Annotated in this window: 20 protein-coding genes; 16 read left to right on the top strand and 4 right to left on the bottom strand. The window is 72.5% G+C overall.

All coding sequences use genetic code 11. From position 1 onward, the window contains the following. The first annotated feature begins 1 nt into the window (after position 1). The 10 genes from QCD66_RS00140 to QCD66_RS00185 all read left to right on the top strand — a co-directional run bounded on the left by QCD66_RS00140 (position 2) and on the right by QCD66_RS00185 (position 17,231). Entirely contained in the window at positions 2 to 2,923 is a 2,922-nt protein-coding gene (locus tag QCD66_RS00140) for a hypothetical protein (RefSeq protein ID WP_375732575.1), read from the top strand. A gap of 89 nt (positions 2,924 to 3,012) precedes the next feature. Then, positions 3,013 to 3,642, top strand: coding sequence for a TetR/AcrR family transcriptional regulator (locus tag QCD66_RS00145; protein ID WP_375732574.1), 630 nt, complete (start codon positions 3,013 to 3,015; stop codon positions 3,640 to 3,642). A 69-nt stretch (positions 3,643 to 3,711) separates the two neighbouring features. After that, on the top strand, positions 3,712 to 5,049 hold the full coding sequence (locus QCD66_RS00150; RefSeq protein WP_364213128.1) for a biotin carboxylase N-terminal domain-containing protein: 1,338 nt from the start codon (positions 3,712 to 3,714) through the stop codon (positions 5,047 to 5,049). 76 nt (positions 5,050 to 5,125) lie between these two features. Continuing rightward, on the top strand, positions 5,126 to 6,034 hold the full coding sequence (locus QCD66_RS00155) for a hydroxymethylglutaryl-CoA lyase (protein WP_375732573.1): 909 nt from the start codon (positions 5,126 to 5,128) through the stop codon (positions 6,032 to 6,034). 127 nt (positions 6,035 to 6,161) lie between these two features. Further along, positions 6,162 to 7,364 carry a hypothetical protein gene (locus tag QCD66_RS00160; RefSeq protein ID WP_375732572.1) on the top strand — a complete coding sequence of 401 codons (1,203 nt, stop codon included), beginning with the start codon at positions 6,162 to 6,164 and terminating at the stop codon, positions 7,362 to 7,364. Positions 7,365 to 7,680: 316 nt separating this feature from the next. After that, positions 7,681 to 9,012, top strand: a complete 1,332-nt coding sequence (locus tag QCD66_RS00165; RefSeq protein ID WP_364213119.1) for a hypothetical protein — start codon at positions 7,681 to 7,683, stop codon at positions 9,010 to 9,012. 143 nt (positions 9,013 to 9,155) lie between these two features. Further along, positions 9,156 to 10,688 carry an acyl-CoA carboxylase subunit beta gene (locus QCD66_RS00170; protein WP_364213116.1) on the top strand — a complete coding sequence of 511 codons (1,533 nt, stop codon included), beginning with the start codon at positions 9,156 to 9,158 and terminating at the stop codon, positions 10,686 to 10,688. 63 nt (positions 10,689 to 10,751) lie between these two features. After that, a complete protein-coding gene (locus tag QCD66_RS00175; protein ID WP_364213113.1) occupies positions 10,752 to 11,900 on the top strand; it encodes an acyl-CoA dehydrogenase family protein in 1,149 nt (382 codons plus the stop codon). 162 nt (positions 11,901 to 12,062) lie between these two features. Next, the gene (locus QCD66_RS00180; protein WP_375732571.1) at positions 12,063 to 14,462 is read left to right on the top strand and encodes an MMPL family transporter; all 2,400 of its coding nucleotides are present in this window, start codon (positions 12,063 to 12,065) and stop codon (positions 14,460 to 14,462) included. A gap of 108 nt (positions 14,463 to 14,570) precedes the next feature. Continuing rightward, entirely contained in the window at positions 14,571 to 17,231 is a 2,661-nt protein-coding gene (locus tag QCD66_RS00185; protein ID WP_407566965.1) for an ATP-binding protein, read from the top strand. A gap of 256 nt (positions 17,232 to 17,487) precedes the next feature. On the opposite strand, the gene QCD66_RS00190 is transcribed toward QCD66_RS00185, so the two are convergent. Next, positions 17,488 to 17,949 (bottom strand): MarR family winged helix-turn-helix transcriptional regulator, encoded by a 462-nt coding sequence (locus tag QCD66_RS00190; protein WP_375732628.1) that lies wholly within the window; start codon positions 17,947 to 17,949, stop codon positions 17,488 to 17,490. A 140-nt stretch (positions 17,950 to 18,089) separates the two neighbouring features. Here QCD66_RS00190 and QCD66_RS00195 point away from each other — a divergent pair, with 140 nt between their 5' ends. Beyond that, on the top strand, positions 18,090 to 18,665 hold the full coding sequence (locus QCD66_RS00195) for a YceI family protein (protein WP_364213105.1): 576 nt from the start codon (positions 18,090 to 18,092) through the stop codon (positions 18,663 to 18,665). Positions 18,666 to 18,918: 253 nt separating this feature from the next. Further along, positions 18,919 to 20,397, top strand: coding sequence for a glutamate--cysteine ligase (locus QCD66_RS00200; RefSeq protein WP_364213102.1), 1,479 nt, complete (start codon positions 18,919 to 18,921; stop codon positions 20,395 to 20,397). A gap of 45 nt (positions 20,398 to 20,442) precedes the next feature. Here QCD66_RS00200 and QCD66_RS00205 read toward each other — a convergent pair whose 3' ends face one another. After that, positions 20,443 to 22,056: a hypothetical protein gene (locus tag QCD66_RS00205; protein WP_375732570.1), complete on the bottom strand. Its 1,614-nt coding sequence runs from the start codon at positions 22,054 to 22,056 to the stop codon at positions 20,443 to 20,445. A gap of 233 nt (positions 22,057 to 22,289) precedes the next feature. Between QCD66_RS00205 and QCD66_RS00210 the strand changes: the two genes are divergently transcribed. Both QCD66_RS00210 and QCD66_RS00215 read left to right on the top strand, forming a co-directional pair. Next, the gene (locus QCD66_RS00210; protein ID WP_375732569.1) at positions 22,290 to 22,805 is read left to right on the top strand and encodes a PASTA domain-containing protein; all 516 of its coding nucleotides are present in this window, start codon (positions 22,290 to 22,292) and stop codon (positions 22,803 to 22,805) included. Between the two features lie 105 nt (positions 22,806 to 22,910). After that, a complete protein-coding gene (locus QCD66_RS00215; RefSeq protein WP_375732568.1) occupies positions 22,911 to 23,768 on the top strand; it encodes a PASTA domain-containing protein in 858 nt (285 codons plus the stop codon). Between the two features lie 7 nt (positions 23,769 to 23,775). Here the strand turns inward: QCD66_RS00215 and QCD66_RS00220 are convergent, their stop codons facing one another. Then, the gene (locus tag QCD66_RS00220) at positions 23,776 to 24,465 is read right to left on the bottom strand and encodes a hypothetical protein (protein ID WP_375732567.1); all 690 of its coding nucleotides are present in this window, start codon (positions 24,463 to 24,465) and stop codon (positions 23,776 to 23,778) included. Positions 24,466 to 24,579: 114 nt separating this feature from the next. Further along, a complete protein-coding gene (locus tag QCD66_RS00225) occupies positions 24,580 to 24,846 on the bottom strand; it encodes a hypothetical protein (protein ID WP_357535233.1) in 267 nt (88 codons plus the stop codon). 521 nt (positions 24,847 to 25,367) lie between these two features. On the opposite strand from QCD66_RS00225, the gene QCD66_RS00230 reads away from it, so the two are divergent. Both QCD66_RS00230 and QCD66_RS00235 read left to right on the top strand, forming a co-directional pair. Next, positions 25,368 to 26,249: a helix-turn-helix domain-containing protein gene (locus tag QCD66_RS00230; protein ID WP_375732566.1), complete on the top strand. Its 882-nt coding sequence runs from the start codon at positions 25,368 to 25,370 to the stop codon at positions 26,247 to 26,249. After that, entirely contained in the window at positions 26,219 to 26,440 is a 222-nt protein-coding gene (locus QCD66_RS00235; protein ID WP_357535268.1) for a DUF397 domain-containing protein, read from the top strand. Before QCD66_RS00230 ends, QCD66_RS00235 begins: the two co-directional genes overlap by 31 nt. Positions 26,441 to 26,498 lie beyond the last annotated feature (58 nt).

Below are 26,498 nucleotides of genomic sequence, written 5' to 3' on the forward strand. Positions count from 1 at the left end.
GGTGTCCTCCACCGACGATCTCTGGCGGATGCTCGACCAGATCACCGGTATGCCGTGGGGCGCCGGCCAGATCGCCGCGGTCGAGCAACTGGTCCAGCGGGCCGACGCCGCCGACGACCCGCACCTGGCGTTCGCGGCCCGGATGCTCGCCACCAACGCCTACGTCTACGGCGGTGAGCCGGCCAAGTCCTTCGTGACCTTCTCCTGGTGTCTGACCGAGTTCGACCGGGAACCGCGGCCCTACCACGAGCGGCACGCCCACACCCTGTTCTGGTACTTCAAGTACATGGCCAACGCGCTGGTCAATTTCCCGGCGGTGCCGCTGGTCAGGACCTACGGGGTCCTCGACGACATGGAGCGGCGCTACCGTGCCGGCGGGCACAGCGTCCAGGCGGTGCACAAGTACCGGCACCGGGTGGCCCGGCACATCGGCGCGGCCGACGAGGCCGAGGAGTGGTACCGCCAGTGGGTGACCGCGCCACGCGACCGGCTCTCCGACTGCGCCGGCTGCGACCCCACCTCGCAGGTGAGTTACCTGGCCCAGTTGGGGCGCGACGAGGAGGCGGTGGCGCTGGCCGAGCCGGTGCTGGCCGGCCGGCTGACCTGTTCCGAGCAGCCGCAGGCGATCCTGACCGCACTGATGCTGCCCTACCTGCGTACCGGCCGGACCGAGCAGGCCCGCGACGCGCACCGGCTGGCCTACCGGCGACACCGGCGGCATCTCGCCGACCTCGGCGAGATCGGCGAACACGTCGAGTTCTGTGCCCTCACCGGCAACGACACCCGGGGGCTGGAGATCGTCGAGCGGCACCTGGAGTGGCTCGACCGGGCCCCGTCACCGGCGGCCGCCATGCGGTTCGCGGCGGCCGGTGCCCTGCTGCTGGGCCGCCTCGCGACGGCCGGGCCGGCGGGCGGCGCCGCCGGAGAGCTGACCGTGCACCGCCGGGCGTACGGCGACCGGCCGGCGGCGGACGTCCCGGTCGGTGTGCTCGCCGCCGAACTCGCCGCCACCGCGAAGGAACTGGGTGCCCAGTTCGACGCCCGCAACGGCACCACCGAACAGTCCGAGCAGGTGGTGCGCTGGCTCACCGCCGAGCCGGTCGTCGACTACCTACCGCTGTCGGCCAGCCTGCGCCGCCGGGTATCGGCACCGGGCACCGGCCCGGCTCCGGCCGCCGCCGGCCCGGCCGCCAGCGACCCCGGCACCGGCGACGTGGCGCCGGCCCGCGCGCCGTACGACGGGCCGGTCCCGGTGCCCGCCGAGGCCACCGTCGACGAACTGCTCGACCTGGCCGAAGAGCTGTGGCGTACGCACCGTCCGGCCGGAATGGCCGAGGTGCTGGCCGCCTTCGACGACCGGTTCGCCGACACCGACCTGCCGGCGCGGGCCCTGGCCCGCCGGTCGGAGATGCGGGCCGCGCAACTGTTCGGTGCCGGCGATCGCGCCGGTTCGATCGCCGCGAACCGGGAGGCGATGGCCCGCTACCGGGACCTCGGCGACACCGTGCTCGCCGAGGTCGTCGCCGGACGCCTCGGCCCGCTACTGCACGAGTCGGGTTCCGCCGACGAGGGCATGGTGTTGAGCCGGGGCGCGGTCGAACACCTCGACCGGCACGGAAACGCCCGGCAGCGGGCGGCGGCCAGCCTTCGGTTGGCCGCGCTGCTGTCGAGGACGCAGGCGGGGGAGGAGGCGCTGGCACTGATCGACCGGGTCGACCTGGCCGCCGCCGACGATCCGTACCTGTCCGTCCAGGCCGCCCTGCACCGTACGCAGCTGCTCGGGCAGCTCGGCCGGCAGGAGGAGTACGGCCCGGCGGCGGAGCACGCCTACCGGGTCAGTCGCGAGCTGGGCATCTCCGAATATCTCGTCCCCGCCGCGATCTGGTACGCGCAGTCGGTCGACGACCCGGCCGAACGGGTCGCGATCTGCGACGAGGCGCTGCCGGTGGCGCCGGCCGAGGCGCTGCTGCCGCTGCGGGTCACCCGGGGGCAGGCCCTGCTCGCCACCGGCCGGCCCGCCGAGGCGGTCGACGAGTTGGTCGAAGCGGTGGCGCTCTGCGTCGAGCAGGACGCCGACGGCATCGACTACCTGCGTTTCGACCTGGCCAACGCCTACCGGTTGGGCGGGCGGCTCGGTGAGGCGGCCGAGGTCGCGGAAGAGGCGGTGGCCGGACTGGACCGGGCGGGGCGGCAGGCCGACGCCGACCAGAGCCGCTACCTGCTGGCCGGCATCTACCGGGGGCTCGACGAACCGGAGCCGGCCCTGGCCCTGCTCGACCAGCTCGCCGAGAACCTCGACGGGCCGGACAACCTGCCAGGGCGGGGGCAGATGCTGGAGGAGGCCGGCGACATCCTCTACGACACCGACCGGGACAGCCTGGCCGCGCAGCGGTTCGCCGCCGCCGCCGAGGCGTACCGGCTGGCCGGGTTGCCCCAGCACGAGCTGCGGGCCCGGCGCCGGGAGGCGGCGGCGCTGCTCTGGTCGCCGGACGTCCCGGGCGCGCTGGCGGCCGTCGGTCGCGCCGAGCGGGTGGCGGCCGGCCTTACGGCGGGGGAGCCGGTGGAGCCGGCAGTGGTGTGGGAGCTGTCGATGCTCGCCGACACCGCCGCCCGGGTGTTGGCCCAGTCCGGCCAGCTTGACGAGGCGCTCGACCGGCTGGCCGGCGTACCCGACAAGCTGCGTTCGATCGAGGCGTTCGGGGAGGCGGCCCAGGTCGAGGTGTTCGGCGGCGAACTGCTGCTCGACTCCGGCCGCCCGGCGCAGGCCGAGCCGGTGCTGCGGCGGGTGCTCGGCGGGCTGCCGACCGGCTCGGATCCGGCCCGCCGTACGGCGTGGCTGCTCGCCCGGGCCCTCGACCAGTTGGACCGTTCGGCGGAGGCCGACGCGCTGCGCGCCGAGCACGGTCTGACGGCCGACGACTGAGTTTCCGGGTGTGACCAGCGACGGTGGATTCGTGGGTGAACCAGGGATTGACAAAGGGCTACGCTGACCGCGTGAGGGTGGAGCATCCGATGACATCGGCCGGCGCCGCGGACGCGGCCAGGGCAGGGGAGGCGGCCCAGCCCGCCGCCCGGCGCAGGTCCCGTCGTGACGAGATCCTGGACATCGCGGTCGGACTCTTCGCCGCGCGTGGCTACCACGGCGTTTCGATGGACGACATCGGCTCGGCCGCCGGGGTCACCGGCCCGGCGCTCTATCACCACTTCGCCGGCAAGGAGGCGATGCTGGTCGCCGCGCTCATCCCGGTCAGCGAGAGCCTGCTCGAAGGCGGCCGCCAGCGGGTCGCCGAGCATGCCGACGACCCGGACGCGGCGTTGCAGTCCCTGGTCAACTTCCACGTCGACTTCGCGCTGGCCAATCCGGCGGTCATCGCCCTGCACCTGCACGAGCTGGACCGCCTGCCCGACGAACCGCGCCGGCAGATCCGGCGGTTGCAGCGGCTCTACGTGGAGGAGTGGGTGACCGTGCTGACCGGGCTGCATCCCGGGCTGGTCGCCGCGGAGAGCCGGGTGCTCGCGCACGCGGCGTTCGGTCTGATGAACTCCACGCCGTTCCTCGGCGGCGAGGTCGACCGGCAGCGGCGGGCCAGCCTGCTGCGCGCCGCGACACTGGCCGCGCTGCGTGCCGCCAGCGATTCTTGATCCACGGCCTCGGCGTGATCTTCTGATCATCCGTTGCCGGACGCCTGTTTCAACGAGGAAAGGGCATCAATGATCGAGTCGCTGCTCGTCGCCAACCGGGGCGAGATCGCCCGCCGGATCATCCGTACCGCCCGCCGGCTGGGCGTGCGGGCGATCGCGGTGCACTCGGAGGCCGACGCGGACCTGCCGTTCGTGACCGAGGCCGACGAGGCGGTCTGCGTCGGGCCGGCCAACCCCGCGCTGAGCTACCGCAACACCGAGGCGATCATGGCCGCGGCGAAGGACACCGGTGCCCAGGCGATCCACCCCGGCTACGGCTTCCTGTCGGAGAACGCCGACTTCGCCCGTACCGTCTCCGACGCCGGCCTGGTCTGGGTCGGCCCGGGCGCCGACGCGATCACCGCGATGGGCGACAAGATCAATGCCCGCAACCTGATGGCGGCGGCCGGCGTCCCGGTCGCCGCCGGCACCACCGATCCGGCCGGGACGGTCGAGGCGGCGCTCGACGCGGCGACCACCATCGGCTACCCCGTCATGGTCAAGGCCGCCGCCGGCGGGGGCGGCATGGGCATGGGCGTCGCCGTCGACGAGGCCGCCCTGCGCGGCGAGTACGAGAAGGTGCGCGGCTTCGCCGAGCGGATGTTCGGCGACGGTTCGGTGCTGATCGAGCGCTTCTTCCCCCGGGTACGCCACGTCGAGGTGCAGATCCTCGGCCTGGCCGACGGCCGGGTGGTGGCGCTCGGCGAGCGGGAGTGCTCTGTACAGCGCCGCAACCAGAAGCTGGTCGAGGAGTCGCCGTCGCCGGCGGTGACCCCGCAGCTGCGCGAACGCTTCCTGGCCGCGGCCGTACGGGCCGGCGAGGCGGTCGGCTACCGCAACGCGGGTACGGTCGAATGCCTGCTCGATCCGGCCAGCGGCGAGTTCTTCTTCCTGGAGATGAACACCCGGCTCCAGGTCGAGCACCCGGTGACCGAACTGGTCTACGGGGTCGATCTGGTCGAGGAGCAGCTGCGGGTGGCGGCGGGACTGCCGCCGACCTTCGACCCCGACGCGCTGACCGCCCGGGGACACGCGATCGAGCTGCGGATCAACGCCGAGGACCCGAAGCGGTTCCTGCCCGGGCCGGGCGCGGTGAAGACCTGGATCGAGCCGGTCGGCGAGGGCGTACGCGTCGACGCCGGCTACGTGGCGGGCAACACCGTCACCCCGTTCTACGACTCCCTGCTGGCCAAGCTGATCGTGTATGGCGCCGACCGGGCGCAGGCGTTGGAGCGGGCCCGGGCGGCGGTGGCCGGGTTCGAGGTGGCCGGCCCGAAGTGCAACCTGCCGTTCTTCGCCGAACTGCTCGACAACGCCGAGTTCGTCTCCGGCGACTACGACACCGGCATCGTCGCCCGCATGCGCTGACCGTCCCGTACCCCGGTGGGGGCGGGTAACGCGGACGGTGCGGTTATATGGACGGTGAGCACAGGGAGGTGCGTCGATGGGCGAGTTGCCGGCGAAGGTGTCGATCCGCGAGGTGGGTCCGCGCGACGGGTTGCAGAACGAGGACCCGGTGCCGACCGGGGCCAAGATCCGGCTCCTGGACGCACTGTCGGGCACCGGGGTGGGCCGGATCGAGGCGGTCTCGTTCGTGCACCCCAAGGCGATCCCGCAGATGGCCGACGCCGACGAGGTCTGGTCCGGTGCCACCCAGGTCGACGGGGTCCGCTACTCGGCACTGGTGCCGAACTCGCGGGGCGCGCAGCGTGCGCTGGCCGCCGGGTTCACCGAGGTCGAGGTGGTGGTCTCGGCCAGCGATACGCACAACCGGCGCAATGTCAACCGGTCGACGGCCGAGTCGCTCGACGACATCGCCGGACTGATCGCGCTGCTGCACGACGCGGGTGCCACCGCCGAGGTGATCGTGGCGACCAGCTTCGGCTGCCCGTACGAGGGAGACGTCGACCCGGCCCGGGTGGCCGGGATCGTCGACCGGGTGGTCGCCGACGGGGCCGACCGGGTCGCGTTCGGCGACACGACCGGCATGGGCACGCCGCGCCGGGTCCGCGAGCTGGTCACCGCTGTCCGCGACCGGCAGCCCGACGTGCCGATGCTGCTGCACTTCCACAACACCCGGGGTACGGCCCTGGCGAACCTGCTGGCCGCGTTGGAGCTGGGGGTGACCGAGTTCGATGCCAGTGTCGGCGGGCTGGGCGGCTGCCCGTACGCACCCGGGGCCAGCGGGAACGTGGCCACCGAGGAGGTGGTGCACATGCTCCATGACATGGGCGTCGACACCGGGATCGATCTCGACCGGCTGATCGAGGTCGCGGCGTACGCCGAGGAGATCGTCGGCCGTCAGTTGCCGTCCGGGGTGTTGCGGGCCGGTCCGCGTACACGTCTGGGGTAGTTCGGAGTTTTTCCAAATGGCGGCGTGACCCCTCGGGGATCTCTTCGTTACCAATTGCAGTGGCGGTCATAACGGATCTAATCCGGGCAGATCGCCACAGAATTTGGTCGACGACGAGAGGCGGAACATGATCCGGTCGGAGGTCGAGCGCAACCAGCGCACGGCGTCGCGGCCGACGCGTGTTCCTTCGACCGCACCGTCCAGCCGGACGGGGCGTACCGACCGCATCCGGTCCGCGGCGCGGACCGGGCTGCGTGCGCTCGTCGTCGGTGGATTCGCCGGAGCGGCCTGGCTGCTCTGCGGTGCCGCCGCGCACGCCGCGCAGGCGGACACCCACTCCGTGGACGACCAGGCGTCGTCGCTCGTCTCGCTCACCCCGCTCGTCGGGGCGCCGGAGGAGTCGACGCCGCTCGTCCCGGTCACCGACACCCTGGGCACGGCCTCCGGCTCGCTGCTCGGGACCACGTCGACGCTCGCCGGCGACCTGCTGGCTCCCGCGGACGGCGTGACCTCGGTGGTCCTGCCCGGCGGGACCGCCACGACCGCCGACCCGGTCACGAACTCCCCGGCCAGCGGGCCGGGGGGTGGCGTGCCGGCCGGCGACCCGGCGACCATCGCCGGTGCCTCGGGCGGCTCTGCCACCGCGGCACCGGCGCGGGACGCCGCACCGACCCGGTCGGCGTCGGGCGCCAGTGGCGTCACCGGCGTGATCGGTGTCGTCGACGGGTTGGTCGCTCCGCTCGGGCTCACCGATGCGCTGACCGGCCCGGCGGGTCTGCTCACCCCGCTCACCTCGGCGATCGACCCGGTCGTCGCCCCGCTCGACTTCGTCCTCGCCCCGGTCACCGCCCTGCTGTCCGCCGTGACAGCGCCGGTCGCCGACGCGGTGGGCGGACTCCCGGCGGGCGGCACCGGAGACCTCTCCGGGGTCGCGGAGGAGCCCGGACGGTCCGGGGTTCCCGGTTCCGACGCCATCCGTACGCCCGTAACGGGAACGGCCGCCGGCGACGGCATGGCGAAGGCAGGTACCGGAACCGTCCACTCCGTACTGCGGCAGTATGCCGGTACGGACCAGCGCCCGGCCGCTGCGGCGGTCGCGCGTACGGGTGCCGGTCAGGCACCTGACCTGCCCGTCCCGGTCCGGGGTTATCTCGGTTCGGCAGGGCACGGGATTCCGGCGGGTGCCGGATCCCCCTCGGAGGGCGGCGCCTTCGCCGTGATCCCCTCCGCGGTCGCCGGCAACCCGGTGGCGTTCCACCGGCTCCCGGTTTCGACCGAGGTCGAGGCGCTCGGCATCGTCGCCGAGTCCCCGACCTTCTCGCCCGACTAGGGGCGACACCCCGGCCCGTCGGTCCGACGGGCACGGGTGCGGCCGCCGCGCCGCCCGGGTCGTACGACCCACCCAAGCGGCCCGGCCCGACATTCCGCCGCCGATGAATGCGGCAACTCCACGAAACACGAGCACGGCAGGGCGCGCGTCGACAGGCGGCAAAGGCAGACGGTTGGCAACAACCGGGCCAGCACCGCCGCGCCCGAAAACAAATGCGACACCTCCGGAAAAGGGTAGAGCTCGCCTCGATTCCGGAATCGAAAACTGAATTCGAATGACATTCTTCTGAAAATTACCGAGAGGCTTTTACCTCACCATGAAGACGTGGGTTCGTAAGTCCCTGAGCGTTGGCGTCCTGGCCGCGGGTGGTCTGCTCCTCACCCAGACCGCCGCGTCGGCCGACGTGATCACGGGCAACAACTTCGGCATCGGCAACGGCACCCAGGCCGTCGCGCCGGTCCAGGCCGTGGTCGACGTCTGCGGCAACGGGGTCGCCGGGGCGGCCGGTGTCTCCTTCGCGGCCTGCGACGGCGGCGCCTCGGCCACCAACGAGGGCGTCGGCGACGTCGTCAGCTTCGACAACTACGGGATCGGCAACGGCACCCAGGCCGTCGCGCCGGTCCAGGCCGTGGCCGACGTCTGCGGCAACGGCGTGTCGGGCGCGGGCGGCGTGGCCTTCGCGGCCTGCGACGGTGGCGCGGACGCCTCGATGGGCGAGGAGAACGGTAACGGGGGCGGCTACTACTCCGCCCGCGAGGCCACGACCGAGCGGACCGAGGGCCGTTGGGACAAGGCCGCGACGAACATCGTCTCCTCCGGCAACTACGGCATCCTGAACGGGACCCAGGTCTACGCCCCGATCCAGACCGTGATCAACGTGTGCGGCCTGGCCATCCCGGCGCTGGGCGGGGTCGCCTTCGCCGAGTGCGACGGTGGCGCGAGCGCCGAGCAGGAGAGCACCCGGCTGGAGGGGCGTCGTGGCGGCGGCACCAACCTGGTCTCGACCGGCAACTACGGGATCGGCAACGGCACCCAGGTGTACGCCCCGGTGCAGACCGTGATCGACGTGTGCGGCAACAGCGTCGCCGGGCTGGGCGGGGTCTCCTTCGCGGCCTGCGACGGCGGCGCGAGCGCCGAGAACGAGAGCCGTGGCGGCACCACGATGCTGACCGGCGACAACTACGGGATCGGCAACGGCACCCAGGCGTACACGCCGATCCAGCTCGTGGGTGAGCTCAGCGGCAACGCGGTCTCGGCCGCCGGTGGCGTGGCCTTCGCGGGCAGCGAGGGTGGCGCGTCCGCCGAGCTGGAGTCGACCTCGAAGGAAGAGGCGCTGCCGATCCTGGACAGCCTGCCCGTCGTCGCCGGCCTGCCGGTCGTCGGCAGCCTGGGCAAGGGTGTGCCGGCCGTCGCCGACACCAACCTGGGCACCAAGAAGCCGGCCCGCACCACGGCCGCGGCCGAGGAGGGCTACGGCTCCAACGGCGGTGGCGTCGACCTGATCACCATGGGCAACTACGGGATCGGCAACGGCACCCAGGTGTTCGCCCCGGTGCAGATCGTGGCCGACGTGAGCGGCAACGCGGTTGCCGGCGCCGGTGGTGTCGCGTTCGCGGCGAGCGAGGGCGGGGCTTCGGCCGAGCAGTGAGCCGTCCGGGCACTCACCCGAACCGAGGGTGATCCGGCCTGACGTATGACGAAGGGGCCTCCGGTACCACCGGAGGCCCCTTCCGTCGTACCCGGTCGGGTACGCTAACGATCGTTCAGTTCACTGCGGGCAGGGGAGTCGGCGTGACGCTCGACGGCGAGGCACTGGAGCAGCTCCGCAAGCGGGTCCGGGCCGGTGGCGCGGAGAAATACCACGCCGCGAACGCGGCCAAGGGCAAGCTCTTCGCCCGCGAACGGATCGCGCTGCTCGTCGACGAGGGCACCTTCGTCGAGGACGGGCTCTACGCCAACGCCAGCGCCGAGGGGCTGCCCGCCGACGGGGTCGTCACCGGCACGGCCGAGATCGACGGCCGGCAGGTCTGCCTGATGGCCAACGACTCCACGGTGAAGGCCGGAAGCTGGGGCGCCCGCACGGTCGAGAAGATCATCCGGATCATCGAGCGGGCGTACGACGCCGGCCTGCCGATGGTCTACCTGGTCGACTCCGCCGGCGCCCGGATCACCGACCAGGTCGACCTCTTCCCCGGCCGGCGCGGCGCCGGCAAGATCTTCTGGAACCAGGTCCGCGCCTCCGGCTCCATCCCGCAGGTCTGCGCACTGTTCGGCCCGTCGGCCGCCGGCGGCGCCTACATTCCGGCGTTCTGCGACGTGGTCGCCATGGTCGAGGGCAACGCCAGCATGTACCTCGGTTCGGACCGGATGGTCGAGATGGTCACCGGGGAGAAGACCACACTGGAGGCGATGGGCGGCGCGAAGGTCCACTGTGCCGAGTCCGGGGTCGGTCACTTCCTGTGCAAGACCGAGGCCGACGCGCTCGACGTCGTCCGGCGCTACCTGTCCTACCTGCCGGCCAACTGGACCCAGCGGCCGCCGGCCGCCACCGCCGTACCCGCGCCGTCCAACGTGGACCTCGCCGCGCTGGTGCCGGCCAGCGAGCGGCAGGCGTTCGACATGCGCCGCTACGCCAAGGGCCTGCTCGACGAGGGATCGTTCCTGGAGATCCAGGCACTGTGGGCCAAGGAGCTGACCATCGGGTTCGGCCGCCTCGACGGCGAGGTGGTCGGCGTGGTCGCCAACAACTCGATGTTCAAGGGCGGCGTGCTCTTCGTCGACTCCGCCGACAAGGCGGCCCGCTTCGTACAGCTCTGCGACGCCTTCAACGTGCCGCTGCTGTTCCTGTCCGACGTGCCCGGGTTCATGGTCGGCACGGCCGTGGAGAAGCAGGGCATCATCCGGCACGGCGCCAAGATGATCACCGCGATCTCCGAGGCGACCGTACCCAAGATCTGTGTCGTGGTCCGCAAGGCGTACGGCGCCGGCCTCTACGCGATGGCCGGCCCGGGCTTCGAGCCGGACGCCACCATCGCGCTGCCCACCGCGAAGATCGCCGTGATGGGCGCGGAGGCCGCCGTCAACGCCGTCTACGCCAACAAGATCGCGGCGATCGCCGACCCGGACGAGCGGGCGGCCTTCGTGGCCGCCCGGCGCGAGGAGTACGAGCGCGACATCGACATCGTCCGGCTGGCGAGCGAACTCGTCGTGGACACCATCGTCGAACCCGCCGACCTGCGCGCCGAACTCGTCCGGCGGTTCGCCGCCGCCCGACACAAGGACCGCGGCTTCTCGCGGCGCCGGCACGGCGTCACCCCCGTCTGACCCCCGGCGCGGCGTCACGAGCCCCGCGCCGGTTTCCCCAGCAACACCCGCCAGGAGGAACCGATGGACTTCAGGCTCACCGAGGAGCACGAGGCACTGCGGAGCAGCGTTCGGGAGTTCGCCCACGAGGTGGTGGCGCCGGTCATCGCCGAGCACTACGAGAACCACACCTTCCCGTACGAGGTCGTCCGGCAGATGGGGAAGATGGGGCTGTTCGGCCTGCCGTTCCCCGAGGAGCACGGCGGGATGGGCGGTGACTACTTCGCCCTCTGCCTGGCCCTGGAGGAACTGGCCCGGGTCGACTCGAGCGTGGCGATCACCCTGGAGGCCGCCGTCTCGCTGGGCGCGATGCCCATCCACCGCTTCGGCACCGACGCCCAGAAGGCCCGCTGGCTGCCGATGCTGACCAGCGGCGAGGCGCTGGCCGCCTTCGGCCTCACCGAGCCGGGCTTCGGCTCCGACGCCGGCGGTACGGCGACCCGCGCCGTCCTCGACGGCGACCACTGGGTGATCAACGGGTCGAAGGCGTTCATCACCAACTCCGGCACCGACATCACCGCGCTGGTGACCGTCACCGCCGTCACCGGGACCAACCCCGACGGGTCCAAGGAGCTGTCGACCATCATCGTGCCGTCCGGCACCCCCGGCTTCACCGTCCAGCCGGGCTATTCCAAGGTCGGCTGGTGTGCCTCCGACACCCACGAGCTGTCCTTCGACGACTGCCGGGTGCCGGCGGAGAACCTGCTCGGTGAGCGGGGCCGGGGCTTCGCCCAGTTCCTGCGCATCCTCGACGAGGGCCGCATCGCCATCGCCGCGCTCGGCGTCGGCCTCGCCCAGGGCTGCGTCGACGAATCGATCAAGTACGCCAGGGAGCGGCACGCCTTCGGCCGGCCGATCGGCAACTTCCAGGCCATCCAGTTCAAGATCGCCGACATGGAGATGCGGGCGCACACCGCCCGGCTGGCCTACTACGACGCGGCGGCCCGGATGCTGGCCGGCGCCGACTTCAAGCGTCAGGCCGCCATCGCCAAACTGCTCTCCAGCGAAACCGCCGTCGACAACGCCCGGGAGGCGACCCAGATCCACGGCGGGTACGGCTTCATGAACGAGTTCCCGGTCGCCCGGTTCTGGCGTGACTCGAAGATCCTGGAGATCGGCGAGGGCACGTCCGAGGTGCAGCGCATGATCATTGCGAGGGACCTCGGGCTGTAACAGGGTGGCAATTTCCGCCGAAAGCTGGCTGGTTCGACCGAAAGCTGACTGGCGGAGCCGACCGGTTTGGTGCTTCCATCACCCGGGGTGACGCGGGCATCGCGTCCCCGGGTGCGCGGGCGACGTACGCCGGCGCGGTGTTCGCCACGGAGGAACCCGGTCATGTTCGCTGCTCTCGGACGGTTGATGTGGCGCTGGCGCTGGCCCGTCCTGGGCGGTTGGCTGGTCCTCGTGCTGGCCGGCGCCGTCCTCGGCGGCCAGGTCTTCGACCGGCTCGGCACGACCGACAACCTGCGCGCCGACGCCGAGTCACAGCGCGCCGAGCGGCGGGTCAAGGAACTGCTGCCCGAGGGCACCACCGTCGTCGCGGTCGTACGCGACCGTGAGATCTACGACCCGCCGCTGGTCGAGAGCGTCACCCGGATCACGAACGAGATCCGCGACCTGCCCGGCGTGATCGAGGTCGACGACGTCTACAACTCGGCCGGCGGCCAGATCGGTGCTGACAACTCCAGCAGCCTGGTCGTCGTCGAACTCGCCGACGAACTGCCGGACGCCGAACGCGAGCGGCTCGAAGACCGGGTCGTCACCCTGCTGCGCGGCATCGACGCCCCCGAGGTGCTGGTCGGCGGTGAGAAGCTCGCCGAGCGGGCCTTCGCCGACCAGGCGATCCGCGACGCCACGATCGGCGAGTCGATCGCCCTCGTCGTGCTGCTCGTCGCGCTGGTCGTCATCCTCGGCGGGTTCGTCGCCGGGGTGATCCCGCTGGCCGCCGCGCTCGGCGCCGTCGCCGTCACGCTGCTCGGCCTGCTCGGCCTGGCCACCGTCATGCAGGTCAGCGAGTTCGCCGTCAACGTGGTCACGCTGCTCGGCATCGGGCTCGCCGTCGACTACGCGTTGCTGCTGATCGCCCGGTTCCGCGAGGAACGCACCGCCGACCCCGACGCGCCACCGGCCGAACTGCTCGCCCGGACGACCGCCACCGCCGGCCGGGCCGTACTCGTCTCCGGCCTTGCCGTCGGCGCCGCCATGGTCGGGCTCTTCGCCTTCGCCGAGCCGCTGCTCGCCGCGATGGCGCTCGGCGGCGCGCTGGTGGTCGTACTCGCGACCCTGGTCGGGCTCACCGCGGTGCCGGCACTGATCGCCGTCGGCCACCTGCGTATCCCCGCTCCCGGTGCCGACACCCGGATCAGCCGGGTGGCCGCCACCGTCACCGGCCCGGCGCGCCGGCTCCTCTCCCGCCGTAACCCCGTTCCGGCCGGTGCCGCCCGCCGGGCCGCCGCCGGTCAGGGCGGCCCGGGTACGCCCGACGGACTGCTCGCCCGGCTCGCCGGTTACGCGCAGCGCCGTCCGAAGCCGGTGGCGATCGGCGTCTCGCTGGTGCTGCTCCTGCTCGCCGCCCCCTTCGTGTTCGGCGCCAACCTCGCCAACTCCGACGCCCGCGCGCTGCCCGCGTCGATGGAGGCCCGGCAGGTGCACGACGTGGTGTTGCGCGACTTCCAGGCCGGCCGCGCCGCGCCGGTCGTCGTGGTCGTCGAGACCGACCCGGCCACCGCGGCGGTACGCGACCTGTTGAACCAGCTCAACACCATGCCGAACGTGATCCGGATGCAGCCCCGGCCCGATGTCCCGGGCAATGCCGCCGTGATCGACGTGACCCCGGAGGGGGAGACCGGCGGCCCGGCGTCCCGCGAGGTCGTCCGCCAGATCCGGGAACTGGACACCCCGTTCCCGATCCTGGTCGGCGGTCCGGCGGCCGAGCTGGTCGACTACCAGTCGTCGGTGACGTCCCGACTGCCGCTGGCCGTGCTGGTGCTGCTGCTGGCCACCGCCGTACTGATGTTCGCCCTGACCGGCTCCGTGGTGATCCCGGTCAAGGCGCTGCTGATGAACGTGCTGACCCTGCTCGCCACCCTCGGCCTGCTGGTCGTCGTCTTCCAGTGGGGGATCGGCGCCCCGCTGATCGGCGTCGAGTCGTGGGGGGCCATCGACCTGACCACGCCGATCCTGCTCTTCGTCTTCGTGTTCGGCCTGACCATGGACTACGAGGTGTTCCTGCTCGGCCGGATCCGCGAAGAGTGGACCCGCTGGTCCGGCCGGCACACGCCGCAGGCCCGTGCCCAGGCCAGCGACCGGGCCGTGCTGGACGGCATCCGGCACACCGGCCCGGTGGTGACGGCGGCCGCGGTCTGCATCACGATCGTGTTCCTCGGCTTCCTGCTCGGCGAACTGACCGCGGTCAAGGAGATCGGGTTCGGCATGGCGGTCGCCGTGATCCTCGACGTCACCGTCGTACGGGGACTGCTGCTGCCGGCGCTGATGAGCCTGCTCGGCGAGTGGAACTGGTGGGCGCCCGCGCCGCTGCGCCGGCTGCACGAGCGGCTGTTCGCCGACCGTACGGTGACCCCGGCGGTGGCACTGGCCGGAAGCGACGCCGGCCGGAAAGCCGCGGTCGGTCGGGCCACCCCGCCGTCGCCCCGGGGCCCGGCGGCACCGGGTTCCGCCGGGGCGGAAACCGGCGGCGGCGCCCGCGCCACGGCCGAGGAGAGCGCCAACCGCTGACCCGCCCAGCCATCGCCGTCAACCTTCTGTCGGGTATCCGCGTCAGTCTCGGTCGGCACCGCGACGCTCGGCTCCACAGGGTCCGGCCACTGCGTACCCTTCCGACCCATGACCCTCCCGGATCATGACGACTGCGACCCGAACGGGCAGTCGACCGATCCGTCCGCCCAGGGCCGTGACCAGGGCGTGGCCGGTTTCGACGAGTTGCTTCGCCAGCGCCGTCTCGCGGCCGGACTGACCCAGGCCGACCTGGCCGCCCGTGCCGGCATCGGCGTACGCACCGTCCGCGACCTCGAACGCGGCCGGTCGTCCCGGCCCCAGCGGACCACCGTCGCGCTGCTCGCCACCGCGCTCGGCCTGACCGGAGCCGACCGGGACACCTTCCTGGTCGCCGCCCGCGGTGCCACCGCGCTTCCGGCGCCGACCGCCACCGGTGCGCCGGCGGACGGCGGACCGACCACCGCGCCGGCGCCCGAGCCCGTACCGCACACCTTCGGGCTGCCCGCTCCCGTGAAACTGATCGGCCGGGACACCGACGTGGCCGAACTCGCCGACCTGATCACCGCCGGCCCGGCGGCGGGCATCGTCAACCTGGTCGGGCTCGCCGGGGTCGGCAAGACCGGGCTGGCCCTGGCCGTCGGCGAGCGGCTCGGTGCTGCCCACCCCGGCGGCGTGGCCGGGATAGTGGTCACCGAGGAGTCCTCGCCCGGGGAGGTGCTCGCCGCGATCGCGACCGTCTTCGGCGTCGGCCGGTCCGCGGACCTCGCCGCCCGGCTCGCCGGTGCGCCCGCGTTGTTGGTCGTCGACGCCGTCGAACGGGCCCCCGACGCGGTCGCCGAGACCCTGCGGTCCCTCGCCACGTCAACGCCCACGCTGCGGATCCTCGCCACCGGGCGGCACCCGGTCGGCGTACCCGGCGAGCGGGTCTGGCCGGTCGCCCCGCTGGAGGTGCCACCGGTCGAGGCCGGCACCGATCTCGCGTCGGTCGCCCGCTACCCGGCGGCCGTACTCTTCCTGGCCCGGCTGCGCCAGGTACGCCGGGACCCGCTCGACCCCGGTGAGGTCAGAGCCCTGGCCGACCTCGTACGACGGCTCGGCGGCCTGCCGCTCGCCCTCGAACTCGCCGCCGCCCGGGGCCGCGTCCTCGACCTGAACGAAATGCTCGACCGGTACGGCGACCGGGTGCTCGACCTCGCCAGTCGACCGGCCACCCGGGAGGCGGTCGCCGTCAGCCTGCGTGACGCGGTGGCCGCCAGCTACCGGCTGCTCGAACCCGGGGAGCAGGCGGCGCTGCGCCGGCTCTCGGCGTTCCGTAACCGCTGGTCGGTCGAACTGGGCGAGGCGATGCTGGCCGACGTGTCCGGCCCGGACGGCCAGCCGGTCGGCACCGCCGACCAGGTGCCGTTGCTCGACCGGCTGGTCGCGCTCGGCCTGCTCAGCGTGCGGGGCTCCGGCCCGTACCGGTTCCGGCTGCTCGACGTCGTACGGGACTTCGCCGTCGAACAGGCGGCGGCGATGGGGGAGACGACGGCCATCCGGCGCCGGCACGCGACGATCTTCGCCCGGCTGGCCGGCCGGATCGCCGGTGAACTCAGCGGAGCGAACCTGCCGGCCGGGGTCGGGCGGCTCGATGAGGTGAGCAGCGACCTGTCGGCCGCGCTCGCCCACTCGGCGAACGACGACCCGCACACCGCGCTCTTCCTCGCGTCCCGGCTACCCCGCTGGTGGCGGTTCCGGGGCCGCGACGTCGCCGGCCGGCAGTGGCTGCGCCGGGTCCTCGACGATCCGCGTACGGCCGACGCCGACCCGACGACCCGCGCCTGGGCCAAGGTCGGGCTCGGGCAGCTCGCCGCCGAGCACCACGCCGGCCGGCAGGAGCTGCCGGCGATCCAGGAGGCGCTGGCCACCTTCCAGGAGGTGGGTGACGTGCCGGGGGAACTGGCCGCCCACACGATCCTCTGTCGGGTGTGGACGGCCGCCGGCGGTTACGACCGGGCCCGCCGGCACGGCGAGGCGGTGCTCGCGCTCGCCAACCGCAGCGGCCGGGTACGGGACCTGGCGGTGGCGCAGAACAACCTGACCTGGCACGAGATCCGGGTCGGTGACCTGCGGGCGGCCCGGCGCCGGCTGGCCGCCGTAGACCAGTTGGCGGCCCAGTGCGGCGACGACCGGCTGCGGGCGTTGACCGTGGCGAACCTCGCCGAGGTCGCCCGGCTGGACGGCCGGTACGCCGACGCGGTGACCCTCGGCCGGCGGGCCAGCGCGGCCCTGGCCGAGCTCGGCGACCCCGGACACCGGCGGCGGGTGCTCGGCACGGTCGGGTTGGCGCTGGCCCAGGACGATCGGCTCGACGAGGCGTCGGCGGTACTGGCGGAGTTACGGGCCCGACCGGCGGGCGCGCTGGCCGAGCCGGGTCCGGCGGACGGGCCGGACCCGGCGGCGATCAGGGAACTCCCGCCCGGCTACGGCGCCTGTGCCTCGATCGAGGCCACCATCGCACTGCGGCGTGGCGACCGGGAACTCGCCGCCGAGTGGTACGCGGTGGCCGCGCGGACGTACGCCAGCGGCCACGACCTTCGGGATGTGGCGGAAGCCCTGGTGGGACTGGTGGCCACGACGGACGACCCGCCGGAGCGGACAGCGGTGCGCGACCGGCTGGCGGCGGTCTGCGTCGAGGGCGGGATCACGTTGTTGCCGGGGGAGCGGGCGCTGATCCGCTCGTCGGGTGGGGTCCCGCGCCGCAACGGTACGGCCGCCCCCGCCCAGTGACCGGTGGTCGACCCGGCGCGGACGACCGGCGCTGGCCGCCTTTTCGGCTGGCCGGCGCCGGTCGTCGACGCGCCCCCGGTTGACGCGGGCGGGATCGCCCCCCAGCGGAGCCGTCGGCTCCCGCGCCCGCGTCGCACCCCCCGTGCTGTCTGTGTTCGGTGCACTGTAGTTGGCTGATACGGGTGTTCTGTCCAATTGCTAGGCGTTTGAGGTCTGCCCCGAACAGTTCTGCCGGTCTTTCTGCCGGTGACCGGATCTAGGCGGCGGAGTCCGGGCAGTGGCCCCGTTCCGCCGTGCCCGCCGTCGCCCCGGGATGCACCGCGTCGCGTACGGCGCGCAGCGAATCGAGCATGCCGGCGAGCGCTTCCGGGCTGAGTTGACCGGTGAACCACTGGCGGATCAGTTCGAGGTGACCGGGGAGAACCTCGCTCAGCCGGGCGAGCCCGGCGTCGGTGATCGCGGCATAGGAGCTGCGCCGGTCGGAGGGGCAGGCCCGCCGGCAGAGCAGCCCGTCGCGTTCCATCCGGTCGACCACCCGGGTGACGCCACTGGTGGACAGTGTGGTCTGGGCGGCGAGGTCGGTCATCCTGAGCTGCTGACCGGGAGACCGGGCGAGGCGCATGAGCACCTCGAACTCGACCGGGGAGAGGTCGTGTTCCTCGAACTGGGTCGCGAACCGCGCGGCCAGACCGGCGTACGCCTCCATGAAGAGGCCCATCGCGGTCAGCCGGAAGTCGTCCAGCGGGTTCTCGGTCACGGCCACATCCTAGCAATACTTGACACGCGGAATATTGAGACGACTATAGTTGCTGAGTCAGCCAACGGCTCAAGACGATCTGCTCCTGGAGGGCAACGACAATGACCACCGACACGAACACCCGCTCCTGGGACGGCCTGACCATCCCGACCGCCGGCACCTTCGAGCTCGACCAGGCCCACAAGCGGGTCGGCTTCGTCGCCCGGCACCTCATGGTGAGCAAGGTTCGTGGTGAGTTCACCGAGGCGACGGCGACGGTCACGATCGGCGAGGACCCGCTGCAGTCGTCCGTCGTCGCCACGATCCAGGCCGCGAGCATCAGCACCGGCCAGGCTGACCGCGACAACCACCTGCGCACCGGCGACTTCCTCGAGGCCGACAAGTACCCGACGCTGGAGTTCCGCAGTACCGGCGTGAAGTCGCACAGCGGCAACGAGTTCGTCCTGACCGGCGACCTCACCATCAAGGACGTCACCCGCCAGGTCGAGCTGGCCGTCGAGTTCGAGGGCGCCGGCCGCAGCCCGTACGGCTTCGACGTGTTCGGCTTCTCCGCCACCACCGAGATCGACCGGGAGGACTTCGGTCTGACCTGGAACGTCGCGCTGGAGTCCGGTGGCGTGATGGTCGGCAAGAAGGTCAAGATCGAGATCGAGGGTGAGGCCATCCGTCAGGCCTGACCTTCGCGCAGCGCTCGGAAGCGCCCCGGTGATCGTGCCCACGGTCACCGGGGCGCTTCTCTGGGTAGGAGACCGGATCGGCGTATGAAAAGGTGGACGTAGCGCTTCCCCCCGCTTACGCAGGGGTGACGTGTGCCTGTTTTGTCCCCTACTCTGCGCGGTTGCGGCTTCACCAGAATCGGTTAGTCGCGCGGTTGGATGGGCATGCGGACATGTGATCGCGCTGGGACAGCTCTGCGCCGGGGAGGGCAACATGGGCAGGGACCTCACGCCGGACGCATTCTCGCGCGAGGATCGCGTCCGATATCGGCAAAAAGTACGCCGATGTCTGGACGTCTTCGCGCTGATGCTCGACGACTTCGGCTTCGACGCCGACCGGCCCACCACCGGCCTGGAGATCGAACTCAACCTGGTCGACGCCAACGCCGACCCGGCCATGCGCAACGCGGAGATCCTGGCCAACCTCGCCGATCCCACGTTCCAGACCGAACTGGGGCAGTTCAACCTCGAACTCAACGCCCGACCGCGGCTCATCGAGGGCGACGGCTTCGCCGACTACGAGGCCGACCTCCAGGACAGCCTCGGCCGGGCCGAGGACCGGGCGGTCAAGGCCGACTCCACCATCATCCTGATCGGCATGCTGCCGACCCTGACCCCGCAGCACCTCGTGCTCGACAACCTCTCCACCAACGAGCGCTACCGGGCGCTGAACGACCAGATCGTCGCCGCCCGCGGCGAGGACCTCCAACTCGACATCCGTGGCGTCGAGCGGCTGAGCACCCACACCGACTCGATCGCGCCGGAGGCGGCGTGCACCAGCGTCCAGTTCCACCTGCAAGTGGCGCCGGACAGCTTCGCGAACTACTGGAACGCCTCCCAGGCGATCGCCGGGGTCCAGGTCGCGATCGGGGCGAACTCCCCGTTCCTGTACGGCCGGCAACTCTGGGCCGAGACCCGCATCGCCCTCTTCGAGCAGGCCACCGACACCCGGCCCGACGAGCTCAAGGCCCAGGGCGTACGACCACGGGTGTGGTTCGGCGAACGGTGGATCACCTCGATCTTCGACCTCTTCGAGGAGAACGTCCGCTACTTCCCGCCGCTGCTGCCGATCTGCGACGACGAGGACCCGGTCGAGGTGCTGCACAACGGCGGCGTACCGCTGCTCAGCGAGCTTCGGCTGCACAACGGCACCATCTACCGGTGGAACCGGCCGGTCTACGACATCATGAACGGCCGCCCGCACCTGCGGGTGGAGAACCGGGTGCTGCCGGCCGGACCCACCGTCGTCGACATGCTCGCCAACGCCGCCTTCTACCTCGGGCTCTCCCGCGAACTCGCCGAAGCCGACCGTCCGATCTGGAGCCAGATGCCGTTCGCCACCGCCGAGGAGAACTTCCACGTCGCGGCCCGGCGGGGCATCGCGGCGACCGTCCAGTGGCCCGGGTTGGGCGAGACGCCGGTCACCGACCTGGTGCTGGAGGTCCTGCTACCCAAGGCGTACGCCGGGCTCGACCGGTTCGGGGTCGACCGCGCGCACCGCGACCGGCTGCTCGGCATCATCGAGCAGCGCTGCCGCACCGGCCGCAACGGCGCGGTCTGGCAGGCCGAGGCGGTGTGGGCCGCCGAACACCAGCGGGGAATGGACCGTCCGGCCGCGCTGCGCTACATGCTCCAGTGCTACGGCGATCTCCAGCACACCAACGAACCCGTCCACACCTGGCCGATCGACTGATCCGTACGCCGTCTCCGGCGGTCGGCAGGTCGCGTCGGGCGCGGCTCAGCGGGAGCGGCGGCCGAGCCGGCGCAGCCTGCTCATCGCCTTCGACTCCTCGGGCGCCGGGTCCGGCTCGGCGCCGGGCAGGGTGCCCGCCGGCCACAGCGGTTGCGGCGGGGCGGCGCCGGCAGCACCGGCCGTCGGCGCGGTGGCCCCGGCACCGGACGTCTCCGAGACGTACGCCCGCGACGGGGCGTACGCGTCGTCCGCCAGGTCGGCGTCCGGCCGGGCCGGCGCCTCCTGCGCTGCCGGTGGGGGCTGCACCGGGGCGGGCGCCACCGGGGCGGGCTGAGCCGGTGCGGGCGTCTTGGCCGGCTTGGCCGCGGCCTTCGGGGCGGCCTTTGCGGCGGCGGGTTTCGGAGCGGCGGGTTTCGTGCCGGCGGCCTTCGCCGCGCGGGGCGACGGCGCTACCGGCTTCGCCGATCCGGTGACCTTGGCTGGCGCGGGTGATTTCGTGAGTTCGGGAGTGCCGTCCGGTCCGGTGGCCTTCGTCGGCGTCGCGGCATCGGCCGGAGCCGGGGCGCCGGCCTTGACCGGCACGGCGCCCGAGGCTCCCCCGACCGGCTGGGGCGACTGGATCGGCTGGGTGGACGGGACCGGGGGCGCGGAGCGGGCATCGGCCTGGTCGGCGTCGGTGGTGTCCGGCCCGGCACCCGACTCCCCGTCGGCCGGCGGCTCGGTGGTGTCGTCCCCGGACCCGGCCGCCGCCCGGTTACGGCTCTCGGTCCGCTGGGCGAGGGCGGTCACCAGCACCGACCCGGCGAGACCGGCGATCACCGCGTACGGCGCCAGCAGGTGCGCGGAAAGCTGCTCGGCCTGGATGCCGGCCAGTCGGGGTGCGGCGAGGAAGTAGGCGGCGGCCACCAGCAGCGGGCCGATACCTCCGGAGACGGCGGTGCCGACCCGGGTGCGGGCCAGCCGCGCCGACGGCCAGGCGGCGAGCACCCCGATCACCAGGGCGGAGCCGAGGGCCAGTGCTGCGCCGGGCCAGTAGAAGTAGTCGCGGATCCAGAACCGCTCGCTGTCGTTGGTGATCTGCCACACGCCGAGCTGGGCGCTGGTCAGGCCGCGCCCCGACAGGACCCCGTCGACCACGGCGATCACGGCGAGCAGCCACAGCCAGCCGACGGTGGCGACGACGTTGCGTGCCACGGCCCGCGAGGCGAGTGCCCAGATCGCCACCAGCAGGCCCCCGACGACGCCGACGACGGCGTAGCCGGCCGCGATGGTCTGGGGCGAGAAGGTGTCGGCGCGGGTGGCCGCCCGGGCCGGTACGGCCACGAGCGCGACCGTGACCAGCGCCCCGACCGCGGCTGCGACGGCGATCGCGATCCGCCACAGGGTGGTGGCGAGGGTCACATGGTCGTCGTCGGCGGGCCGCTCACCGACCGGCGTGCTGAGCCGTTCGGCACAGATCGCGCCGATGATCGTCGAAGTCGCGGCGATCCACGCCGCCCAGGCCAGGCTCGCGACCCAGCCCGCGTCGCCGCCGGCCCCGGTCGCCGGAAGCCAGGTGATGATGCCGAGGCCGTAGCCCAGACCCAGCTGCGCGGCGCCAGCACCCGCTGCACTGCCGACCGCGGTGGCGATCGGCCCTCCCCAGCCTCGTACGGCCATGCGGGGCAGCGTATCGTTCGGCCGCCAGTCGGGCGAGTCGTCGTACGCGCGGCACCGGGCCGACCGACCCCGAAAGGCTGGCGTGGTTGGTCGTGGTCGCGCCCGTCTTGCAGACTCGAACCGGTCGGGTTCTGGATTGGCGGAGCATCGATCGCGTCGGATCATGGTTGCGGCGGGTCGGCAGGCCGTCGGACAGGTGGGACAGTGGGCGGCATGATGGACGGGAAGTCGGCATGACGGACGGAAACGGTTCCTGGGGAGCACCGGGCGGGACGCGGCAGGAGCTGACCCGGCCCGGCGTGCTGGCCGGGGCGGCGGTGTTGACGGTCGTGCTCGCCGTGGTCGGGGCGACCGCCGGCTGGGCGGCCGCCGGCTCGGAGAGCGACTCGAACGCGAATCCGGGCGGTCCGACCCCCTCGGTCACGACGAGCCAGCAGGCGCCGGACCGGCAGGACGAACCGACCAAGTCCCCCACGCCCTCGCCGTCGGCCAGCTCGTCCGCGCCGCCCGAGTCGATGCCGATGCCGGATGTGCTCGGCATGGAATGCGAAGAGGCGGTCGAGGAGCTGAAGGAGGCCGGTCTTCGGCCGCCGGCCCTGCTGATCGGTCGGGGAAAGGTGGACCGGCAGAGTCCGGATGCCGGCGTCCAGGTCCGGCAGGGGCAACCGGTGATCATCACCTGTGACAACGGTCGGCCGGGCGGTCCCAGCCCGTCCGAGAGTGACGGCGGCGACGAAGGCGACGACTGAGCGACCGGATCCGGACACACCCGGTGATCACGGTCGACGGCAGACGCCCGGTCGGCCGGATAGGTTGGATCCACGTGGATGGGTTCCACGTGGGGAGGACCTGTGATGGCCGACGAGCCGCGTGACGGTGTGCACCCGCCGGATCGGTCGGACGGCGCACCGGACCAGACCCGTCCCTTCGACCCGGTCACCGACGACGACGGGCCGGGCGTCACCGGAGGGCCGGCAGCGGCGGCGAGGCCCGGTGGGCCCGATGCCACCACCGTCCACGGAGCCGGCCCCGACGCCGACTCGACCGCACCCTTGCCGGCCGGTGACGACCGGACCGCCCGGCTCGGCGACGACCGGACCGCACAGTTCGGCGGTGGCGACCGGGTGGGCGGCGACGTGTGGTCCGGCCGGGCCGGCGTACCACCACCCGGCGCCGCGCCACGTACCCCGGCTCCCGCGACGGTCGAGCAGGTGGAGTGGGACGAGGTCGACCGGGGTCCCCGTCGGTGGTGGCTGCCGATCGTCGCGGGTGTCGTGGCGTTGCTGCTGCTGGCCGTACTCGGCTTCGGCATCTGGCTGATCGTGGGCTCGACGGGTGACGACGGGGGACCGGTCACCCCGTCCCCCTCGGCGACGACCGGATCGCCGACCCCGTCGCCGTCACCCACCTCGGCCGCGCCGACCACGGCCTCGGCCAGCCCCAGCCCGAGCGAGTCGGAGACCGTCGAGGTGCCGCCGGTGCTGGGACTGCCGGAGGATGTCGCCCGAGGTCTGCTCGACCAGTTCGGGCTGACCTACGGCCTGGAGTTCCGCGACTCCGACGAGCTGCCGGGCACCGTCATCGAGGTGCAGCCCGGGGTCGGCACCGAGGTTCCACCGGGCGAGCAGGTCACGCTCGTTATCGCACAGGCGCCGGCGCCGACGGTCACCCCGACGGTGAGCCCGACGCCGTCGGTGACGCCGGGCGGCTGACACCCGCTCACCAGTGCTGGCGGCGCCAGCCGACCATCGCCAGTCCGGTGGTGGCGATGGCCAGGCCGAAGATTCCCGAGTAGACCAGCGTGCGCCGGTGGTCTTCCGGCCGGCGGTCCGCCGCGGTGGACCGTACCGGCACGGTTTCGACCGGTGCGGCGGCCGGCATGTCCGGCCGTGCCGTCGCGGCCGGCGCCGACCGGGTCGGAGCCGGCCCGCCGAAGCCGGCGCCGGCACCGCGCCACGCCGCGTCCGACGGGGTGATCGGGGTGATCTGCCGTGGCCCGTCGGCGCCACCGCCGTGACCGTCGGCGGACGGTACCGCCCCCGACGGTGCGGAGCTGGGCGGGGTCGACCGGGTCGGTGCCGGCGTGGGGGTGCCGGACGGCGACGGGCTGGCGGGGGTCGGGTCGGTGGACGGCGTCGGCTCGATGGACCGGGTCGGCTCGACCGTCGCGGAGGCGCCCGGCGAGGTGCCGGTCGACGGGTCGGACCAGGTCGGGGTCACCGCGTTCGCGGCCATGCCGTGGCCGGCCGGTCCGGCGTGGCCAGCGGCCGCCGTCCCGGCCAGGACCGCCGCGGACAGACTGACGAACACGGCGCCGACGGCCACGAGTGTCCTGGTCGGACGGTGGCGGTCCGGTGGGCCGGCCGGCGACCCGATCAGGTGTGGATGCCTCGGCACGGTGATGGGCATGGCGGTCCCCCAGGTTCGGGGTCCGGGCCACGGGCGAAGAATCAAACGTGCTGGGTGGGTGTGCCGAGTCTATGCCGGCCGAACCGCCGTCCGGGCCGAACGGCGAGATTCCGGTCAGCCGGTGCGAACCGGGCTCGGCTTGACGACCCGTCCCCGCGGTCCCGCGTTGGGGCGCAGCTGGCGCAGCCCACTCAACTGGACGAAGATCGATCGACGGTCGACGGCCTCGCCCGCGGCGTTCAGTTCGTAGCCGTCGAGCCAGGCCCAGCCGTCGTACGTCGTCCAGTCGTGCACCCGGATCACCCGGAAGAGGATGGGCTCGGTGAACTGGACGCTTGCCGCACGGGTCACATGGAGGACGTCGCCGGAGCGGGGAAGCACATCGACTCCTGTCTGGAAAGGACTACATGTCCGGTCCGGGACAACTATGGACCATCGCGAATTGCTCGCCGCGCTCGTGGCGGTGTCGGGGCACCCGGCCGGGGTGGCGGCGGGTGGAGCACCGGCCGGATCGGCGCTTGAGTGTCGGGCAACTGTCCCGTCGATGCCGGCATCCACGCCGACCCGGCCGAGTGCTCATCCGCGTGGTCCCGCACCCGCCGCCGTGGCAGCTCGGCTTACAGCGGCGAGGCTTTGACCGCGGAATGTGGTGGTGCCGTTTTGCCGTAGTGATGGACGCGCAGCCCGCCGGCACCTTGATCGTTTAAGTGCCGTGGGACTTCAGCGATCTTCTGTCGGAACTCTGAGTGATTCGACCCGTACGGACAGCCTGCACGAACGGCATGATTCATGCAAGTTGCAGTTCCTGATTCACCCGTGCCTCGATCGGGGGGTAGGTCCTCCGGTTGCCGTCACATACGGCCGGGCGACACACTGGGGCGTGCTGTGGAAGATCGTGTCCGGTGACTGAGCGCCGGAGTCCGACCGTCCGGCGCCGCCGGCTCGGCGCCGAGCTGCGGCGGCGCCGGGAAGATGCCGGGGTCACCATCGAGATGGTCGCCGAGCGGCTGCGGTGCTCCTCGTCGAAGATCTCCCGGATCGAAACCGGCCACACCAGCGCGACGCCCCGCGACGTCGCGGACATGCTGGGCATCTACGGCGTCGTCGGCCCCGAGGGCGAGGAACTGGTGCAGATCGCCAGGGAGGCCCGGCAGAAGGGATGGTGGCATCCGTACAGCACCGTCCTGACCGGTGCGTACGTCGGTCTCGAAGCCGCGGCCCGCTCGGTGCGGGCGTACGAGCAGCAGGTGGTGCCCGGCCTGTTGCAGACCGGTGACTATGCGAAGGCGATGATCCGTTCGGCCCGCCCGGACATCACCGCCGAGGAGGTCGAGCGGCGGGTGCGCGTCCGACTGCAGCGCCAGTCGTTATTGACCCAGGACGATCCGATCGAGGTGTGGGTGGTGCTGGACGAGGCGGTGGTCAGTCGCCCGGTTGGTGGCGACGAGGTGATGCGCGCCCAGTTGGCGCGGCTCGTCGAGGCCGCCGACCTGCCGAACGTGACGTTGCAGATCCTGCCGTTCGAGGTGGGGGCGCACGCCGGCATGGACGGTACGTTCACCATTCTCGACTTCGCCGAGGCACGCGACCCCGGTGTGGTGTACGCCGAGAACGCCACCGGGGGACTCTTCCTGGAGAAGGCCGAGGAACTACGCAAGTACGTCTTCATCTTCGATCACATCCGAGCGGCGGCACTGCGTCCGGAGGAGTCCGTGGCAGCCGTCGCCAAGCTTGCAGAGGAGCCATTGTGGAGATCGAGACCGAAGAGTTCCGGGTGGACCTGACCCGGGCGGTGTGGCGGAAGAGTTCACGCAGCGGCCCCAACTGCGACAACTGCGTCGAGGTCGCCCAGTTGGCGGGCGTGGTGGCGGTGCGGGACTCCAAGGACCCGACGGGGCCGGCGCTGATCTTCGACCCGCGCGAGTGGGCCGCCTTCGTCGGCGGCGCCCGGGTCGGCGGGTTCGTCGCGAGCTAGCCCGGCCGGCGGCGAACGGATCACCACCGTCGCCTGCCTCCCGCCGCGTCGTTGTAAA

Source organism: Polymorphospora sp. A560 (assembly GCF_045781765.1).
Classification (GTDB): Bacteria; Actinomycetota; Actinomycetes; order Mycobacteriales; family Micromonosporaceae; genus Polymorphospora; species Polymorphospora lycopeni.

Bases quoted from the DNA above. Each gene is read 5' to 3' on its own strand.
- QCD66_RS00145 (WP_375732574.1), top strand. From the start codon at position 3,013: ATGACATCGGCCGGCGCCGCGGACGCGGCCAGGGCAGGGGAGGCGGCC.
- QCD66_RS00150 (WP_364213128.1), top strand. From the start codon at position 3,712: ATGATCGAGTCGCTGCTCGTCGCCAACCGGGGCGAGATCGCCCGCCGG.
- QCD66_RS00155 (WP_375732573.1), top strand. From the start codon at position 5,126: ATGGGCGAGTTGCCGGCGAAGGTGTCGATCCGCGAGGTGGGTCCGCGC.
- QCD66_RS00160 (WP_375732572.1), top strand. From the start codon at position 6,162: ATGATCCGGTCGGAGGTCGAGCGCAACCAGCGCACGGCGTCGCGGCCG.
- QCD66_RS00165 (WP_364213119.1), top strand. From the start codon at position 7,681: ATGAAGACGTGGGTTCGTAAGTCCCTGAGCGTTGGCGTCCTGGCCGCG.
- QCD66_RS00175 (WP_364213113.1), top strand. From the start codon at position 10,752: ATGGACTTCAGGCTCACCGAGGAGCACGAGGCACTGCGGAGCAGCGTT.
- QCD66_RS00180 (WP_375732571.1), top strand. From the start codon at position 12,063: ATGTTCGCTGCTCTCGGACGGTTGATGTGGCGCTGGCGCTGGCCCGTC.
- QCD66_RS00185 (WP_407566965.1), top strand. From the start codon at position 14,571: ATGACCCTCCCGGATCATGACGACTGCGACCCGAACGGGCAGTCGACC.
- QCD66_RS00190 (WP_375732628.1), bottom strand. From the start codon at position 17,949: ATGGGCCTCTTCATGGAGGCGTACGCCGGTCTGGCCGCGCGGTTCGCG.
- QCD66_RS00195 (WP_364213105.1), top strand. From the start codon at position 18,090: ATGACCACCGACACGAACACCCGCTCCTGGGACGGCCTGACCATCCCG.
- QCD66_RS00200 (WP_364213102.1), top strand. From the start codon at position 18,919: ATGGGCAGGGACCTCACGCCGGACGCATTCTCGCGCGAGGATCGCGTC.
- QCD66_RS00205 (WP_375732570.1), bottom strand. From the start codon at position 22,056: ATGGCCGTACGAGGCTGGGGAGGGCCGATCGCCACCGCGGTCGGCAGT.
- QCD66_RS00210 (WP_375732569.1), top strand. From the start codon at position 22,290: ATGACGGACGGAAACGGTTCCTGGGGAGCACCGGGCGGGACGCGGCAG.
- QCD66_RS00215 (WP_375732568.1), top strand. From the start codon at position 22,911: ATGGCCGACGAGCCGCGTGACGGTGTGCACCCGCCGGATCGGTCGGAC.
- QCD66_RS00220 (WP_375732567.1), bottom strand. From the start codon at position 24,465: ATGCCCATCACCGTGCCGAGGCATCCACACCTGATCGGGTCGCCGGCC.